At 44.7% G+C, this 15523-nt stretch carries 16 protein-coding genes; 8 read left to right on the top strand and 8 right to left on the bottom strand.

Features of this window, described 5'->3' with window-relative positions:
- Nucleotides 1-54: 54 nt before the first annotated feature.
- Entirely contained in the window at nucleotides 55-741 is a 687-nt protein-coding gene (locus ABD960_RS15730) for a hypothetical protein (RefSeq protein ID WP_345332221.1), read from the top strand.
- On the opposite strand, the gene ABD960_RS15725 is transcribed toward ABD960_RS15730, so the two are convergent.
- A complete protein-coding gene (locus ABD960_RS15725) occupies nucleotides 738-1256 on the bottom strand; it encodes a DinB family protein (RefSeq protein ID WP_345332219.1) in 519 nt (172 codons plus the stop codon). The genes ABD960_RS15730 and ABD960_RS15725 overlap by 4 nt on opposite strands.
- The gene (locus ABD960_RS15720; RefSeq protein ID WP_345332217.1) at nucleotides 1234-2442 is read right to left on the bottom strand and encodes a sensor histidine kinase; all 1209 of its coding nucleotides are present in this window, start codon (nucleotides 2440-2442) and stop codon (nucleotides 1234-1236) included. The genes ABD960_RS15725 and ABD960_RS15720 overlap by 23 nt, the downstream gene beginning before the upstream one ends.
- Before the next feature lie 136 nt (nucleotides 2443-2578).
- Here ABD960_RS15720 and gltX point away from each other — a divergent pair, with 136 nt between their 5' ends.
- From gltX to ABD960_RS15695, 5 genes are all read left to right on the top strand, one after another.
- Nucleotides 2579-4099 (top strand): glutamate--tRNA ligase, encoded by a 1521-nt coding sequence (gene gltX, locus ABD960_RS15715; protein WP_345332215.1) that lies wholly within the window; start codon nucleotides 2579-2581, stop codon nucleotides 4097-4099.
- A 152-nt stretch (nucleotides 4100-4251) separates the two neighbouring features.
- A complete protein-coding gene (gene lptB / locus ABD960_RS15710; protein ID WP_345332213.1) occupies nucleotides 4252-4992 on the top strand; it encodes an LPS export ABC transporter ATP-binding protein in 741 nt (246 codons plus the stop codon).
- Nucleotides 4993-5008: 16 nt separating this feature from the next.
- Entirely contained in the window at nucleotides 5009-6526 is a 1518-nt protein-coding gene (locus ABD960_RS15705; RefSeq protein WP_345332211.1) for a GH3 auxin-responsive promoter family protein, read from the top strand.
- A 200-nt stretch (nucleotides 6527-6726) separates the two neighbouring features.
- A complete protein-coding gene (locus ABD960_RS15700; protein ID WP_345332209.1) occupies nucleotides 6727-8106 on the top strand; it encodes a M20/M25/M40 family metallo-hydrolase in 1380 nt (459 codons plus the stop codon).
- Nucleotides 8107-8194: 88 nt separating this feature from the next.
- Nucleotides 8195-9484, top strand: a complete 1290-nt coding sequence (locus ABD960_RS15695) for an MFS transporter (protein WP_345332206.1) — start codon at nucleotides 8195-8197, stop codon at nucleotides 9482-9484.
- Here the strand turns inward: ABD960_RS15695 and ABD960_RS15690 are convergent.
- Genes ABD960_RS15690 through ABD960_RS15680 form a run of 3 tightly spaced genes read right to left on the bottom strand, consistent with a single transcriptional unit; the run spans nucleotide 9477 to nucleotide 11403 of the window.
- The gene (locus ABD960_RS15690; RefSeq protein ID WP_345332204.1) at nucleotides 9477-10280 is read right to left on the bottom strand and encodes an ABC transporter permease; all 804 of its coding nucleotides are present in this window, start codon (nucleotides 10278-10280) and stop codon (nucleotides 9477-9479) included. The genes ABD960_RS15695 and ABD960_RS15690 overlap by 8 nt on opposite strands.
- 14 nt (nucleotides 10281-10294) lie before the next feature.
- Nucleotides 10295-11194: an ABC transporter ATP-binding protein gene (locus tag ABD960_RS15685; RefSeq protein WP_345332202.1), complete on the bottom strand. Its 900-nt coding sequence runs from the start codon at nucleotides 11192-11194 to the stop codon at nucleotides 10295-10297.
- Entirely contained in the window at nucleotides 11188-11403 is a 216-nt protein-coding gene (locus ABD960_RS15680; RefSeq protein WP_232177091.1) for a hypothetical protein, read from the bottom strand. Before ABD960_RS15680 ends, ABD960_RS15685 begins: the two co-directional genes overlap by 7 nt.
- Before the next feature lie 241 nt (nucleotides 11404-11644).
- On the opposite strand from ABD960_RS15680, the gene ABD960_RS15675 reads away from it, so the two are divergent.
- Nucleotides 11645-12658, top strand: coding sequence for a sensor histidine kinase (locus ABD960_RS15675; protein WP_345332198.1), 1014 nt, complete (start codon nucleotides 11645-11647; stop codon nucleotides 12656-12658).
- Between the two features lie 36 nt (nucleotides 12659-12694).
- Here ABD960_RS15675 and ABD960_RS15670 read toward each other — a convergent pair whose 3' ends face one another.
- Nucleotides 12695-12973, bottom strand: a complete 279-nt coding sequence (locus ABD960_RS15670) for a hypothetical protein (RefSeq protein WP_345332196.1) — start codon at nucleotides 12971-12973, stop codon at nucleotides 12695-12697.
- Nucleotides 12974-13129: 156 nt separating this feature from the next.
- Between ABD960_RS15670 and ABD960_RS15665 the strand changes: the two genes are divergently transcribed.
- A complete protein-coding gene (locus tag ABD960_RS15665) occupies nucleotides 13130-13867 on the top strand; it encodes a LytR/AlgR family response regulator transcription factor (RefSeq protein ID WP_345332194.1) in 738 nt (245 codons plus the stop codon).
- Nucleotides 13868-13925: 58 nt separating this feature from the next.
- On the opposite strand, the gene ABD960_RS15660 is transcribed toward ABD960_RS15665, so the two are convergent.
- Nucleotides 13926-14657, bottom strand: a complete 732-nt coding sequence (locus tag ABD960_RS15660; protein WP_345332193.1) for a lysophospholipid acyltransferase family protein — start codon at nucleotides 14655-14657, stop codon at nucleotides 13926-13928.
- Between the two features lie 191 nt (nucleotides 14658-14848).
- Nucleotides 14849-15274 (bottom strand): SRPBCC family protein, encoded by a 426-nt coding sequence (locus tag ABD960_RS15655; protein WP_345332191.1) that lies wholly within the window; start codon nucleotides 15272-15274, stop codon nucleotides 14849-14851.
- Between the last annotated feature and the right edge of the window lie 249 nt (nucleotides 15275-15523).

Raw genomic sequence — 15523 nt, 5'->3', positions numbered from 1 at the left:
TAGTTGGTTTTTAATTAAGCCGTTTGTTAACTTTATGTGCTAATTTAAAAATCAATGAAAAATCTAATCCTATCTGCCTTGTTATTGAGCGCTTGCACCGCCTTTGCTCAAAAAGAAAAAAAACATCAAATAACTGAAAATACCCAAGCTGTATACGCTGTCGCTGATGACGGTAAAACCAAAGAAGGTTTGTATGCTGTACGCAGCATGAAGGATGACGCGGCAATAGTTCAGGGTTATTATAAAAATGATGCGCGCGCGGGCACCTGGTATTTTTTTGATAGTCAAAAAAAACTTTCCCTACGTTATAACTATGATACCAAAAAGATACTGTATTACGATAAAACGCAGTTGGATAACGTAGAAGTTAAAATACTGAAGGGCACCGAAGATGAAAAAAAGAATGCCTCAGCCCCTTTGCCGCTTTGCTCAACTGATTACCTCGCAACTTTATTGCTAAGTAGAATGCCGCAGATAATAAATGCGCCGGGTGGCGAAATGGATGTGGTTATTGATGCGCGCGTGGATGCTGACGGTAAAGCCCGTTACACTGTAGGTTATAAAACTGATAAAGGTGATTACGAAAAGCAGGTGATTAAATTGGATAACGATAGTGACAAGTTTTTAGTGAATTGGATACCTGCTGCTTACAATGGTAAAAGCCTCGATGCTGATTTTATATTAGTGGCAAAGTATAATAACGACCCCAATACGCAGCGCCGTACGCGTTGGTATAACTAACCCAAATTATAGCGCTCTTTGAGCAAATTTACATGATACCTTACGTGCCCTGCTGTTGCATAAACCAGGGCACGTACGGTTATCAGGTTGCCGCTGGCAATACCATGCCTGGTTTGCTGCTCATCAGTAACTGAACGGAAAAAATATAAGTTGGCCTCGCGCACGGCTTTGAATTCATTAGCTAAATCCTGAATGTTACGCGCGTTAAAGCCGGCGTTTTCTACGTACTCATCCTGTTCAAACCCCGGTAGTTCCCGCTGACCGCGCGCAAAGCAAAACGCCCTGAAACCAAACACTCTCTCGGTATCAATTATATGGCCGAGCACCTGCTTTAGCGTCCATTTTCCATCGGCATAAGCGTACATGGCTCGTTCATCGTCAAGGTTACAGAAAAGTTGATGGATAACCTCTTTTTGAGCTTCGAGTATCGCTAATACGTTCTCATTATCCCTGATAAGATTGATGTATCCGCCCGGCTGGGGGGCGTATTCCTCAGGCTGTGGCTTGCTGATCATTTTTTATCGCTTTTAAAACTATTCTGAAGGTAGTGCCCTTACCCACTTCCGAATCCTTTACGTAGATGTGCCCGTTGTGGTAATTTTCAATCATCCTCTTTGTTAACGAGAGGCCTAAGCCCCATCCGCGTTTCCTGGTAGTATACCCCGGTTGAAAAACAGTGTCAAATTTGGAGCGCGGAATACCTTTACCGGTGTCGGTCACATCAATAAATACCTGCTTTTTACTTTCGGTTATCTCAATGCTGATTGTGCCTTTTTCGGCTATGGCGTTAACGGCGTTCTTCAGCAGGTTTTCCAGTACCCAATCAAATAACGGGATGTTGAGGCCGGCTTTTACATCGGTGTTCCCATTCATTTTAAAGGTGATACGGTCGCTTACCCGTACCCTGAAGTAGTCCATAAAATCCTTTACTACATAAAATACCACATGCTCTTCCAGTACCGGGCGCGAGCCGATCTTGGAAAACCTGTCGGCCACAATCTCCAGCCGCTTCACATCGTTTTCCATTTCAGCAATCAGCGGATCATCTTCAGCATTGAATTTGTCTTTCATCAGTTCAATCCAGGCCATGAGTGATGATATAGGCGTACCCAGCTGATGCGCAGTTTCTTTAGCCAAACCCACCCAAACCTGATTCTGTTCCGACTTTCGGGATGAGCTAAATGCTGTGTAGGCCGTTAGCAGGAATATGGCGATAACCGATAGCTGCACATACGGAAAAAATTTGAGCTGCGTAAGCAAAGCCGAATCCTTATAATAAACCAGCCATTGCGAGCCGAAAACCTCGAGCCTGATCGGGTCGTGCTGCTCCTTCATGTAGTTGAGTTCCTGTCTGAAATAAGCTGTATCGTACTGAATGCTTTTGTTTTCCTCGGCTTCAAGCTTGATAAAAGTCTTGGTACTGTCCAGTCCCTTCTTGTACTTGAATTCGCCCTTATCATCAACCACAAGGGCGGGCACGGTAAGGCTGTCGCGCACGGCGAAAACATAGTTCAGAAAGTCGTTATCGTCGCTCAAAAATATCTGACGCATGCTTAACGCCCATACTTGTGCGCGGGTGCGCTCGCTTTGGGCAATGTTTTTAACCAGGTAATTGGTGTATAGTAACGATCCGCTGGCTATCACCACGGCAAAGGCAAGTAACAGGTATTTCCAGCGGCGTTTTTGTTGATACGGATTCATATATAAGAAGGTGCACAAAGTACACAAATGGGTTGAAACGTAAAAGGGCGTATTTATATCAGCCTATAGCCATATTAAACGTGGCTTGGCATCAACTGTTCGCTTAATCGCGCATTAAAATTATCTTTGCGGCATCATGGCTGACAATAAAGTAAGAGTAAGATTTGCGCCCAGCCCAACGGGCGGTTTACATTTAGGCGGTGTACGTACCGTATTGTTTAATTATTTGTTTGCCAAAAAACACGGCGGCGAATTTATTTTACGTATTGAGGATACCGATCAAACACGCTACGTTGAAGGCGCGGAGCAATATATAATGGATTGCCTGCAATGGTGTGGCCTCACGCCTGATGAAAGCCCGGTAGTAGGCGGTCCGTATGCCCCTTACCGCCAAAGTGAGCGCAAGCCTTTGTACCGTGAATACGCCGAAAAGCTGGTTGCCGAAGGCCATGCTTACTATGCTTTTGACACCCCTGAAGAACTGGCTAAAAAACGCGAAGACGTACCCAACTTTCAATATGGCCATGGTCACCGTTATGATATGCGTAACTCGCTTACTTTACCTTTACACGAGGTAGAGAAGTTATTACATGATGGTACGCCGCACGTTATCCGCATAAAAATGCCCGAGGATGACAGTATCAGTTTTAAGGACATGATACGCGGCTACGTAAGTTTTGAAACCAACCAGGTTGATGATAAAGTATTGCTAAAGGCTGATGGTATGCCGACCTACCACCTTGCTGTGGTGGTTGATGATTACCTGATGAAGATAACCCATGCCCTGCGTGGCGAGGAATGGCTGCCATCAGCACCGGTACACCTGCTGCTGTGGGAATATTTAGGCTGGAAAGACAGCATGCCGCAATGGGCGCATTTGCCATTGATATTAAAACCCGACGGCCACGGCAAGCTGAGCAAGCGCGATGGTGCAAGGTTAGGCTTCCCGGTATATGCTATGAATTGGGAAGATCAAAAGAGCGGCGAATTAACGCCGGGTTTCCGTGAACTGGGCTTTTTGCCCGAGGCTTTTTTAAACCTGCTGGCTATGCTGGGCTGGAATGATGGCACCGATCAGGAAGTTTTCTCGCTGGATGAACTGGTTGAAAAATTCAGCATGGAGCGGGTAAGTAAAGCCGGAGCTAAGTTTGATTTTGACAAAGCCAAATGGTTCAACGCCGAGTGGATTAAGAAACTTAATGCTGAAAGCTTAAAGCAGAAAGTTAAAGAAATATTTGCCAGCAATGCAGTAGCGGTTAACGATGATACCAGGCTGCTGAAAGTGATAGAACTGATTAAAGATCGTTGCGTATTGCTAACCGACTTTTACACGCAGGGCGCTTACTTTTTTGAACAGCCAAAGGAGTACGACCTCAACGCGGTTAAACCAAAATGGACCGACGCCAAAACCGATTTTTTTAATGAGTTAAAAGCCAAATATACTACTGCCGCTGCATGGGGTGCTGCCGGTCTGGAAACAGAGTTTAAAGAGTTCACTACCGAGAAAGGCTTTAAGATAGGCGATGTAATGCTGCCTTTCCGCATTATGCTGGTAGGTGGTAAATTCGGTCCGCATGTTTTTGATATTGCCGAGATGCTGGGCAGGGATGAAACCGTTGTGAGGATTGAAAAGGCTTTGGAGGCGTTCACGGCGTAACCCATCCCAACCCTCCCCGGAGGGGAGGGCTTTGAAAAGCATTAATAAAACAAATCGCAATAAATTAATCTTGTTTAGAGTTAGGTATTAGCATTTGTATAAAGTCGTTAGAATTTAGATTTTAGCGTTTAGAATTTATAGCTTCATCCACTATGATCCTGCAGGCAGAGCATTTAATAAAGAAATATAAGCAGCGTACTGTTGTTAATGATGTATCGTTCAATGTGGCGCAGGGCGAAATTGTGGGTTTGCTTGGGCCAAACGGTGCGGGTAAAACCACGTCGTTTTATATGATAGTGGGTTTGATAAAACCTAACGAAGGCCGTATCATCCTGGATGATAGCGAAATAACCGGCGACCCGATGTATCGCCGTGCGCAAAAAGGTATTGGTTACCTGGCACAGGAGGCATCGGTGTTTCGCAAGCTTTCTGTAGAAGATAATATCAAGGCCGTGCTCGAGATGGGGCAGATGAGTAAGGAGCAACAGCGCGATAAGCTGGAAGAACTGATTGATGAGTTCAGCCTGCATAAAGTGCGCAAAAACCGTGGCGACCTGCTGTCAGGCGGTGAACGCCGCCGTACCGAAATTGCACGCGCCCTTGCTGCTGAGCCAAACTTTATATTGCTTGATGAACCCTTTGCCGGTGTCGATCCCATAGCTGTTGAAGAGATACAGGCGATGGTGTACAAACTCAAACACCGCAACATCGGTATCCTTATTACTGACCACAATGTACAGGAAACGTTGTCAATTACGGACAGGGCTTATTTGCTGTTTGAAGGAAAAATATTAGAGTCGGGCGTACCCGAAGTATTAGCTGAAAATGAAATGGTAAGAAAAGTGTATCTTGGTGCGAACTTTGTGCTTAAACGCAAGAGTTTTGCCATTTAACCTAAGATAGACACCCATGTCCATTTTTAATTCTGTTATATCCTGGTTCATGAAAAAGCGTATCCACCAGATAGAGCTTTTTATGAAATACCCCAATGAAGTGCAGGAAGAGTGGTTTGAGAACCTGATAATGGGCGCTGAAAATACCGAATGGGGTAAAAAGCATCATTATAAATCCATTGAAAACCTTAATGATTACCGCGAGCGCGTACCCATCCAAACGTATGACAGCCTGAAGCCTTATATCGAGCGTATGCTCAAAGGCGAGCAGAATGTGTTGTGGCAATCGGAGGTGCGCTGGTTCGCCAAATCATCAGGTACTACCAGCGACAGGAGCAAGTTTATTCCCGTAAGTGAAGAAGCGCTGGAAGAATGCCACTTTAAAGGCGGTAAAGATGCGTTGACCATCTATTATAACAACCGGCCTGACGCTAAACTCTTCAGCGGTAAATCGCTCACCATTGGCGGCAGCCAGCAGGTAAGCCAGTTCAGTCCTGAAACCTCTTTTGGTGATCTATCGGCGGTTATCATGAAAAACCTGCCTTTTTGGGCGGAGTTTGGCCGCACTCCAAACCTGGATATCGCGCTATTGGATAATTTTGAAGAAAAGATAGAAAAGATAGCCAAAACCACGCTCGATGTAAACGTTACCGGTATTGGCGGCGTACCTACCTGGAATATTGTGCTTTTCAATCGCATACTTGAACTTACCGGTAAGGATAACATGCTCGAAATATGGCCTAACCTGGAGTTCTGCTTTCATGGCGGGGTAAGCTTTACGCCATACCGAGAGCAATTTAAAAAACTGATCCCAACGGATAGGATGTATTACCTGGAAAGCTATAATGCCTCCGAAGGTTATTTCGGCATACAGGACCAGGTACAGCATGGCGATATGCTGCTGATGTTGGATTACGGTATTTTTTACGAGTTTTTACCCGTAGAGCACATGCACGATGAAAACCCCAAAACCCTTACGCTTGATGAGGTGGAGTTGGGTAAAAACTATGCGCTGATTATTACCACTAATGCCGGGCTATGGCGGTACATGATAGGGGATACTGTGAAATTTACCAGCCTGTCACCGTACCGTATACAGATATCAGGGCGTACCAAGCATTACATTAACACCTTTGGCGAGGAAGTAATTATTGATAACGCCGAGCGCGCGCTTGAGGAAGCCTGCAAAAATACAGGCGCCATTATTCGCGATTATACCGCTGCCCCCGTTTATTTCGACGGACGGCAGTGCGGCGCGCACGAGTGGCTGATAGAATTTGTGAAACCCCCGGCCGAGTTCGAGCGTTTTGTAGATATACTGGACGAAACCCTGCGCCAGATCAACTCTGACTATGACGCCAAGCGCTTTAAGGACATGGCCCTGCGCCGCCCGATAGTACGCCGCGTAGCCGAAGGTACCTTTTTTAACTGGCTTAAAGAAAAAGGTAAACTTGGCGGCCAAAACAAAGTGCCCCGCCTGGCTAATGACCGTGAGTATGTTGATGCTATTTTGCGGATGCTGGAACCAGCGTAAAACCTCACTCCGACCCTCTCCTTTAGGAGAAGGAGTTAAAAAATACCTCGCAACGACGTGATTAACTGAAATTTAAAGTGCAAACCTTAGATATTTATTTCCATCGGCACAATTTAACTCATATTAAAGGTGGATAATCTTCACCTCAACGGCTTAAAATCTCTGTTAAAATTTATCTTTGTTGAAACTGACTTCAACAAATGAAAAAACTCTTACTCTCTGCTGCCATACTGTTCAGCGGCTTGTCGCTACAGGCACAGGATTCGCTGATGATGCGTAATATTTACGACGAAGCCCTGGTTAACGGCCAGGGGTATGAAAACCTGCGTTACCTGTGTAAAAAGATCGGTCCGCGTTTAAGTGGTTCACCCAATGCTCAAAAAGCTGTAGAGTGGGGCAAAAAACTAATGGAAGATTACGGTTTCGACCGTGTTTACCTGCAGGAAGTAATGGTGCCCCATTGGGTACGCGGCGCTAAGGAGCAGGGTGCTATTATTGATGGCAATAAAAAAATTCCGGTGCCTATCTGCGCGTTGGGTATGTCTATTGCCACACCTGCAGCCGGCATCACGGCCAATGTTATCGAGGTGAAGAGCATTAAAGAAATGCAGGATTTGGGTGAGAGCGTTATAAAAGGTAAGATCGTTTTCTTTAACCGCCCGTTTGATCCGCGTTACATCGAGACAGGCCAGGGTTACGGTGCGGCCGGCGATCAGCGGTTTGTTGGCCCGGCCGAGGCCGCTAAGCTGGGCGCGGTCGGCGCTATTGTCCGTTCGTTAAGCCCGGCGCTGGATAACTATCCGCATACCGGTGGCACTTTAAGCGCTCCGGGTACAAAGATGATACCGGCAGCGGCTATATCAACCATGGCTGCCGATAAACTAAGCGGCATGTTAAGGCTGCGTAAACTGCCGCTGATAAAGTTCTGGTTTAAGCAAAGCTGCCAAACACTGCCCGAAGTAAAATCATACAACGTTATTGGTGAACTTACCGGAACAGATCATCCTAAAAAAGTGATCACCGTGGGCGGTCACCTCGATTCGTGGGACCTGGCCGAGGGCGCGCATGATGATGGTACGGGCATTGTACAATCAGCTGAAGCATTACGCATTTTGAAAGCGCTGAAATATAAGCCTAAGAATTCGGTGCGTGCGGTATTTTTTATGAATGAGGAGAACGGTACCCGCGGCGGTTTAAAATACGCCGAGCTGGCCGCTAAAAATAAGGAAGACCATATTGCCGCAATTGAAACAGATGAAGGTGGCTTTGTGCCGCGCGGCTTTGGCTTTGATGCTTCGCCCGAAGTGGTTGCGAAAATTAATAAGAACTGGAAAAAACTGTTTGAACCTTACGAGGCCGACCGGCTGGTAAAAGGCGAAGGCGGGACAGATATTGAACCATTAAAGGAAACAGTGCCGAATATTACGCTGATCAGCTTTTTGCCCGACTCGCAGCGTTATTTTGATTTGCACCATACAGCAGCCGATGTATTTGAAAAAGTGCACAAGCGCGAGTTGGAATTAGGCACGGCAGCGATGGCTTCGTTGATTTATCTGATAGATCAGCATGGGTTGAAATAGGATATACCATAACAATATTACAAAGGCAGAGCATTTTACAGGTTCTGCCTTTTTCATTTATCGTTATTTTTGCGCAAAGTAAAATCAAGTGCCCGAAGCCGACAGTACCACACCCACGAAAACCGACGCGTTTGCCGCCCTGCGGTTTAAAGATTTCCGTTCATATATTACCATGCGTTTCTTTTTTACGTTTGCTTATCAAATGCAGAACGTAGTGCTGAGTATCTACATTTATGATGTTACGCACGATAAATTCGCTCTCGGTCTTATAGGCCTGTATGAAGCCATACCGGCAATAGGGTTATCGCTTTATGGTGGTTACATTGCCGATAAGCTGGAGAAACGCAAAATGCTGCTACTCATATTCGGTACCATATTTTTCTCATCGCTGGTGATGATGGCCGCCACGCACAAAGGCGCGGGCGATTATTTGCACATGCGCACCGTAGTGCCCATAATTTACGGTATGCTTTTCGTTAACGGGCTGGCCAGAGCGTTTTATGCCCCGGCGGCTTTTTCAGTACTGGCCAACAGCGTACCGCGCGAGGTATACCCCAACTCCAGCACCTGGAACAGCTCGAGCTGGCAGATCGCCTCTATCATAGCGCCGGTGGTGGGCAGCTTTATTTATGCTTACCTGGGTATTACAGGCGCGTTTATTACTATCGTAATCTTTTTAGCAGTGGCCTTTGTATCGGTATGCCTGCTTAAAAAAGTACCGCCGGTGTTTATGCCTAAAGAGGGAATCTGGAAAAGCCTGTCTGAAGGTATACGTTTTGTTTTTAATACCAAGATGCTTGTTGGCGCGCTTAGTTTGGATATGTTCTCCGTGTTTTTTGGTGGCGCGGTGGCTTTGCTGCCCGTGTTTGCCAAGGATATTCTGCACGTTGGCCCCGAGGGTGTAGGGGTAATGCGGGGCGCAACCTCATTAGGCGCGGTGCTGACCATGCTGAGCATGACACGTTTTTCGCCGATGGGGAAGCCCTGGCGCAATTTGCTTATCGCGGTAGCTGGCTTTGGCTTATCCATAATTTGTTTTGGCTTGTCGCGAAATTTCTATCTGTCGCTGGTTTTCCTGTTTCTTGAGGGTGGGTTTGATAGTGTCAGTGTGCTAATACGCGGCACTATTATGCAAATGCTTACGCCTGATGAAATGCGTGGCAGGGTATCGGCCGTGAACCAAATGTTCATCGGCTCATCTAACGAGATAGGGGAGTTTGAATCGGGCGTTGCGGCCAAGTTACTGGATACCGTCCCGGCGGTAATATTCGGCGGCACCATGACCTTGATTGTGGTTACTATTACCTATTTTAAAACCAAAAAGCTGGTACCGCTTACCCTTACGGATATCAATAAAAAACCCGAGGTGGCTACTTAATGCTGCGTTTTTGTAAGATGAAGAATCCTGCAAAAAATACGACCACAGCCACTGCAAGGCTCACGTAAACATCATCGGTAAATATGTTTATAACCAATTGCCTTGACTGGGCTGGAGCTTTGGTACGCGGCATCATATTGGTTAGTGCCAGCATGGGGTGTGAATAAGGGAACAGATAAGCATACTTCCATCCTGCCGATGCCATGATAATGCCTGATATGGTGCCTACAAAGCCAATACCCATCGGTTTTAGAAAATCCTTCCACAAAAGGCTGAACAAAAATTGTAATGAAAGAATGCCTAACGCTGAAAGAAATAATTTAAAATATATCTGCATCAGCGTAAATTCCATGTGGTACTCATTAAACCTTAATTCTGGTTTAATTACAGATAGCAGGTTAGCAAAGCCAATAGTGAACAGTACAAACAAAGCCAGGCTTATAAATATCAGCAATAAAGCATAAATATACTTTGCGCTATATACCGCGAACTTTGGCAGCGGCAGGCTGAAAAGCATTTTCCAGGTATCGGCCCGGTGTTCAATGTTGTTTATTGAATAGGCTGTAAAAACTGTAAACATAGGCAGCAGTAAAACGCCCATAACGTTTAAAACATTGCCAACAAACCTTATCCACAGTAACTCGCCCGGCCAACTTGCCATTTTTTCGGCATTGGTTAAAAAGCCAATGGTCATTAACAGGCAAATAAGCAGGGGCAGCAGTATAGCGCACCAAAAAGCCAGTGTTTTGCGGGTTTTATAAAATTCAGACCGTAGGGAGAGTAAAAATGCTTTCATAAGGATGTAAGGCTTCAGGCTTGTTTGGTGATGGATAAGAAGAGCGTTTCAAGATCTTGCTGTTGTTTACCGATGCTGTAAACGGTATAACCGTTGTTTACCAGCAGGGTATTGATTTCGCCGCTTTGCTGTTTTGACAGGTAGGACAAACCAACCAATGTTTCGGTAACCTGGGCAACCTCATACTGATGCCGCTTTAACAGGTTGGCCGCATCAACCGTATTATTAACCTCAATAAGTAACAAGGCCTGGTTAAGCGCTTCCAGCTCGGCAATACTACCCTGAAAAAGCATGCTGCCGTTATTGATAATGCCCACATGGGTGGCCATACGCTCAATTTCTGAAAGCAGGTGACTGCTGATAAAAACTGTTTTGCCATGCTGACGGGTTAAGTTGATGAGCAACTCACGTATTTCGATGATACCGTTCGGGTCGAGCCCGTTGGTTGGTTCATCCAGTATCAAAAGCTCAGGATCGCTTAACAGTGCGAGGGCGATGCCCAGCCGTTGTTTCATACCCAGCGAATACTGTCCGGCTTTTTTGTTGGCAGCATGTTTAAGCTGTACCAGTTCGAGCATTTCATCAACCCGGCGGATTGGCAGCTGCAACAAGCCTGCGCGGTTTACCAGGTTTTCGCGCCCGGTAAGGTGCAGGTAAATGGCCGGTTGCTCTATCAGCGAGCCTGTTTTTGAAAGTATTTCGATACGGTTGCTTTTCAGGTCTTTCCCAAAAACAGAAATGCTGCCTTCATCCGTTTTTAACAGATTAAGCAGCAATTTTATAGTGGTGGTTTTACCGGCGCCGTTCGGCCCTAAAAAACCATATATGCTTCCTTGCGGAACTTGTAACGATAAGGAGTTGACAACCTTTTGATTGCCGAAGTTAAAGGTTAGGTTTTGCGTGCTGATTACCATACGTTTTCCTGGCTAATACCGCACACTGTTTTTACAAGGCTTACGCCTTTTACAAATAGTGAAGTGGCCTGTTTAGCTTTAACGCCGGCATCTTTTATATTTAAATTTTGTTGTTGGTTAAACTGGTAAGCAACACCCATCACCAGGGCAAACATTACTGGTACCAGTAGCATTACAAAAGGGTTTGAGTATTTGATTAACTTTTTCATTGCGATTGATTTGATGAAACAAAGAAATAGCAAATAATCAAGCCCCTAAAATGTATTAGACCAACGGGTTTTATTTATAGATAAACGCCCGCATCCGGCTATAAACCCGTTCGTCGAAGAAAAAGGGCAGTTCATCGAAAAAACATCACCCTCTATATAATACATCTCGCGATAAGCCGCTAAAACACTACATTAGAAGTCGGAACAAATAAATAATTTAATGCACAGTGCATACTAAAGGATGAAAAAACAGTGGCAATTTTTCTGGCATGTATTTGTGTGGGTGTGCCTGATATCCTTCTTCTTTTTCATCGGCAAAACCAACAGCAAGCTTTCCATCGAGGCTTTGCTGGTGCTGTTTGTTTTGTTTGGGCTGGTAAACATCAGCTTGTTTTATATCAATTACCTGCTGCTTATACCCAAACTGCTTGACCGTAAACGATATGGCACCTACATCATCATCGCTTTAGGCGTGATACTGGCCTACGGCTTTTTAAAATACGGTTTAGCGCTTGTTTACAAAGAGTATGCGCTTGTAAAGCAAAAGGGACAAATGATAGGCTTTGTATCCTATTATCTAAGCGCTTTTTTTACCAGCCTGATTTTTGTATTTCTGAGTATTGTACTCAAATTTTCTACAGATTGGTTTTTGAACGAGCGCATTCAACGCGACCTGGAAAATCAGCGTTTAACAGCCGAGCTATCATTCCTGAAATCGCAGGTAAACCCGCACTTTTTGTTCAACTCACTCAATAGTATCTACTCGCTGGCTTACCAGCGGTCAGAAACCACGCCCGAGGCCATCCTGAAGCTGTCGGAAATTATGCGGTACATGTTGTATGAGAGTAATGATAACAAGGTTGACCTGGAAAAGGAGATCCATTACCTGCAAAATTATATCGACCTGCAAAAAATACGATTCGGTTATAAAGCCTTTGTGGAGTTCGAGGTAAAGGGCGATGTAACTACGCAGCGTATTGCGCCGCTATTACTCATATCATTTATTGAAAACGCCTTTAAACATGGTGTTGCCAATGATCCGGAAACGCCTATAAAAATGAATTTGACGGTGGATAACGGCACGCTCGACTTCCATATCGAAAATAAAAAACACACCAATAATCGCGATGCTTCGGGCGGTATTGGTTTAAGTAATGTTAAACGCAGGCTTAATCTGCTTTATCCTAAAAAATATACCCTGGATATTGACGATACGGAAACCTGTTATGTTTGTAACCTGAAGCTCGTTCTTTAACAAAAAAGCCATTCAGATTTGAACGGCTTTGTAGTGCTATTTCCTTTTCTGCTTTGATTTGGTTGTACCGCTTTTGGTACTATCAGTAGTGGGCGATGTTAAAAAAGTAGAGTTGTCTTTCTTTTTATCGGCATCGCTTTTTAACCAGTCGGGCGTTGAGGCGGGCTGCACCGGGTTAGCCGGTGATGACTGCGTGGTAGCGCCCGGCTGGCCTTTGCTAACGGTATCTTTTTTTGCCGGGCTTGTTTGGGCACTGGCGTTTTGCAAAACGCAGGCGAATATCATGGCAACAATAGCTGCACTAAGTTTTTTCATGGGTAGCTAAGTGTTATGGTTAATATTATTTAGTTAACGTTGAATTTGGTTAACTTGTTTTGCTTAAAATTGCTTTTTTGGAAATGTGTTGTGTTGACGAGTAGCGGTGCGGATATTAAATTGTTTATTTTAGCCTTTTAAAACTGATTATAGAAGATGATACGGTGCCTGGTTGTTGATGACGAGCCTTTGGCTTTAAACATACTTGAGGATTATATTGCTAAAATGCCTTTTTTACAATTGGTAAAGGCCACTACCAATCCTATTGAAGCGCTTACGCTGGTACAAAGCGGTGAGGCCGACCTGGTTTTTCTGGACGTGCAAATGCCTGAACTTACCGGTATACAGTTTTTAAAGATTGCCAATGGCAAGGCTAAGGTGATTTTGACTACGGCTTACCCGCAATACGCATTAGAGGGCTACGAATTGGACGTGGTTGACTACCTGTTAAAACCCATCGCTTTCGACCGTTTTTACAAGGCGGTACAAAAGGCCCAGGGTATTATTAACCCTGCCGCAGCGACAAGTACACCGGTGCCCGCGGCAGCGCCGGTACAGCAGCAGCCTGACTTTTTAAGCGATTTCATCTTTGTAAAAACCGAGCATAAAATACAGAAGCTATACCTGCACGATATTTTGTTTATTGAGGGGTTGAAGGATTATATCTCCATCTTTACTACCAACGAGCGTATTATCACCCTGCAAAATATGAAGAAGATGGAGGATGCCTTGCCTGAAAAGCATTTTATACGTGTGCATCGCTCATACATCGTATCGTTAGATAAAATTGACAGCATCGAGCGTAGTCGTATCTTCATCGGCGATAAGATCATCCCGGTGGGAGATACTTACCGTGACGATTTTTTCAGGATAATTGACGGGAAGAACGTTTAATTGCAGGTAACCCATAAAAGGGGATTATATTCTGAAACTTTTCTTTAGGTGCCGGGGCTTAGCCCACCTTTTGTCTTATACGTTCCTCCGCAAGCTTTACCAACTCATCAACGGGTGCGGTGCCGGGTTCAATGGGTTCAAGTACTTCCCACGTCATGGGGGTAAAGGTATTTAAAGGGAACAGTCCATAACGCACCATCTCCCACGATTTATTGATGGCTACAGGTACCAATAACGCGTTCGGGCATTTTTTTAATAAGGTTGCTATACCTGCGGATTGAAAAGTTTTTACATGGCCATCCTTTGAGCGTGTGCCTTCAGGGAATATCATGGCCGACCAGCCTTTTTCTTTCATGCGGGTACCCAGCTTCACCAGCTCGGTGATGGATTGCCGCGGATCCTTACGGTCAATATTTGCGCCGCCACCTACCCGCAGGTTGTATGATATGGATGGTATCCCCTTAGCCAGCTCAATTTTGGAGATAAATTTAGCGTGATGCTTCCTGAAGAAGTAGATCATCGGCGGTATATCGATTAAACTTTGGTGATTGGCCATAATGATCATTGGCCGGCCTTGCGGCAGGTTTTGCTTATTGACAAATTTTACCGAATTGAACAATATATAATAAGTGCTCAGTAAACAAAAGTTAAGCGCGTCAACAGATTTTTTATGAGCTGAATAGCCAAATACCTTATAGTTTATCCATTGGATTGGCTGAAAAATGACCAGCACCAGAAAAAACGCGGTAATGGCAAAGGGTGAAAGGATGTATCCTAAAAACTTTCTCATAACAGGATGACAAAGTTAATAAAAGCCTGTAAATGTAAGCGGTGGTGATGGATTGTTTGATGCCTGCCTAATACTTCACAGTAAAACATTTGACACTTGTCATTCCGAAAGAAAGAGAGGAATCTGCCGACGTACATTATTAAGCGACAGATTTCTCCTCGTACTTCGTTCGAAATGACAACCGGGATCAGTTAATTCTCCTCCGCATATTGCTTAAAGTTATCTAAAATAGCCTGCCAGCCGCCACGTTGCATTTCAATAGGATTAGTATTTTCCGGATCAAAGGTTTCAGTTACCGTAGTGGTATTATCTTTTTCGTCAAACTCAACAGTAACCATACGTCCGTCGGCCATCGTGTAACTGATCAGTTTGTAAGGCTCGACTTCGGTATAGACGCCCTCAAAGTCGAAACTGAAACTGCCGTCCTTTGCTGCCATGGTGGTTTTGAATTTGCCATCCGGGCGCAGGTCATTCTCGGCATAAGGCGCATGCCAGTCTGCCGATGCCTGGCACCATTTAGTAATATGTTCAGGAGCATTCCAGTATGTCCAAACTTTTTCGGCAGGCGCGTTAGTGGTGGCCTGTACGGTAATCGCGTTGCTGTTTGTGTTTTTCATGTTGATAATTGTAAGTGATTTTGAGCAAAGTTAGTACCATCAACCATATTTGGATGTATTACAACGGACATATAAAGAGGGAAATTCGGCCATTTTAATAAAGTTGATGTTGTTTTTTGAAGAGACGTGCAGTTATGATTGATACGATTTAGCGAAGTATTGATACAAATAAGCGAATAGGCTGAACAAAAAAACACCGTCATTTACTTCTCAATATTAAACGTCTTATTGACGCTTAAAAACCAATTA

It is taken from the genome of Mucilaginibacter defluvii, from assembly GCF_039543225.1.
Lineage (GTDB): Bacteria > Bacteroidota > Bacteroidia > Sphingobacteriales > Sphingobacteriaceae > Mucilaginibacter > Mucilaginibacter defluvii.
Note: the sequence above shows the minus strand (reverse complement) of the source record. Positions and strands in the feature narration are given on the sequence as shown.

Coding starts and splice junctions, on each gene's coding strand:
- ABD960_RS15730 (WP_345332221.1), top strand. CDS start 55: ATGAAAAATCTAATCCTATCTGCCTTGTTATTGAGCGCTTGCACCGCC.
- ABD960_RS15725 (WP_345332219.1), bottom strand. CDS start 1,256: ATGATCAGCAAGCCACAGCCTGAGGAATACGCCCCCCAGCCGGGCGGA.
- ABD960_RS15720 (WP_345332217.1), bottom strand. CDS start 2,442: ATGAATCCGTATCAACAAAAACGCCGCTGGAAATACCTGTTACTTGCC.
- gltX (WP_345332215.1), top strand. CDS start 2,579: ATGGCTGACAATAAAGTAAGAGTAAGATTTGCGCCCAGCCCAACGGGC.
- lptB (WP_345332213.1), top strand. CDS start 4,252: ATGATCCTGCAGGCAGAGCATTTAATAAAGAAATATAAGCAGCGTACT.
- ABD960_RS15705 (WP_345332211.1), top strand. CDS start 5,009: ATGTCCATTTTTAATTCTGTTATATCCTGGTTCATGAAAAAGCGTATC.
- ABD960_RS15700 (WP_345332209.1), top strand. CDS start 6,727: ATGAAAAAACTCTTACTCTCTGCTGCCATACTGTTCAGCGGCTTGTCG.
- ABD960_RS15690 (WP_345332204.1), bottom strand. CDS start 10,280: ATGAAAGCATTTTTACTCTCCCTACGGTCTGAATTTTATAAAACCCGC.
- ABD960_RS15685 (WP_345332202.1), bottom strand. CDS start 11,194: ATGGTAATCAGCACGCAAAACCTAACCTTTAACTTCGGCAATCAAAAG.
- ABD960_RS15680 (WP_232177091.1), bottom strand. CDS start 11,403: ATGAAAAAGTTAATCAAATACTCAAACCCTTTTGTAATGCTACTGGTA.
- ABD960_RS15675 (WP_345332198.1), top strand. CDS start 11,645: ATGAAAAAACAGTGGCAATTTTTCTGGCATGTATTTGTGTGGGTGTGC.
- ABD960_RS15670 (WP_345332196.1), bottom strand. CDS start 12,973: ATGAAAAAACTTAGTGCAGCTATTGTTGCCATGATATTCGCCTGCGTT.
- ABD960_RS15665 (WP_345332194.1), top strand. CDS start 13,130: ATGATACGGTGCCTGGTTGTTGATGACGAGCCTTTGGCTTTAAACATA.
- ABD960_RS15660 (WP_345332193.1), bottom strand. CDS start 14,657: ATGAGAAAGTTTTTAGGATACATCCTTTCACCCTTTGCCATTACCGCG.
- ABD960_RS15655 (WP_345332191.1), bottom strand. CDS start 15,274: ATGAAAAACACAAACAGCAACGCGATTACCGTACAGGCCACCACTAAC.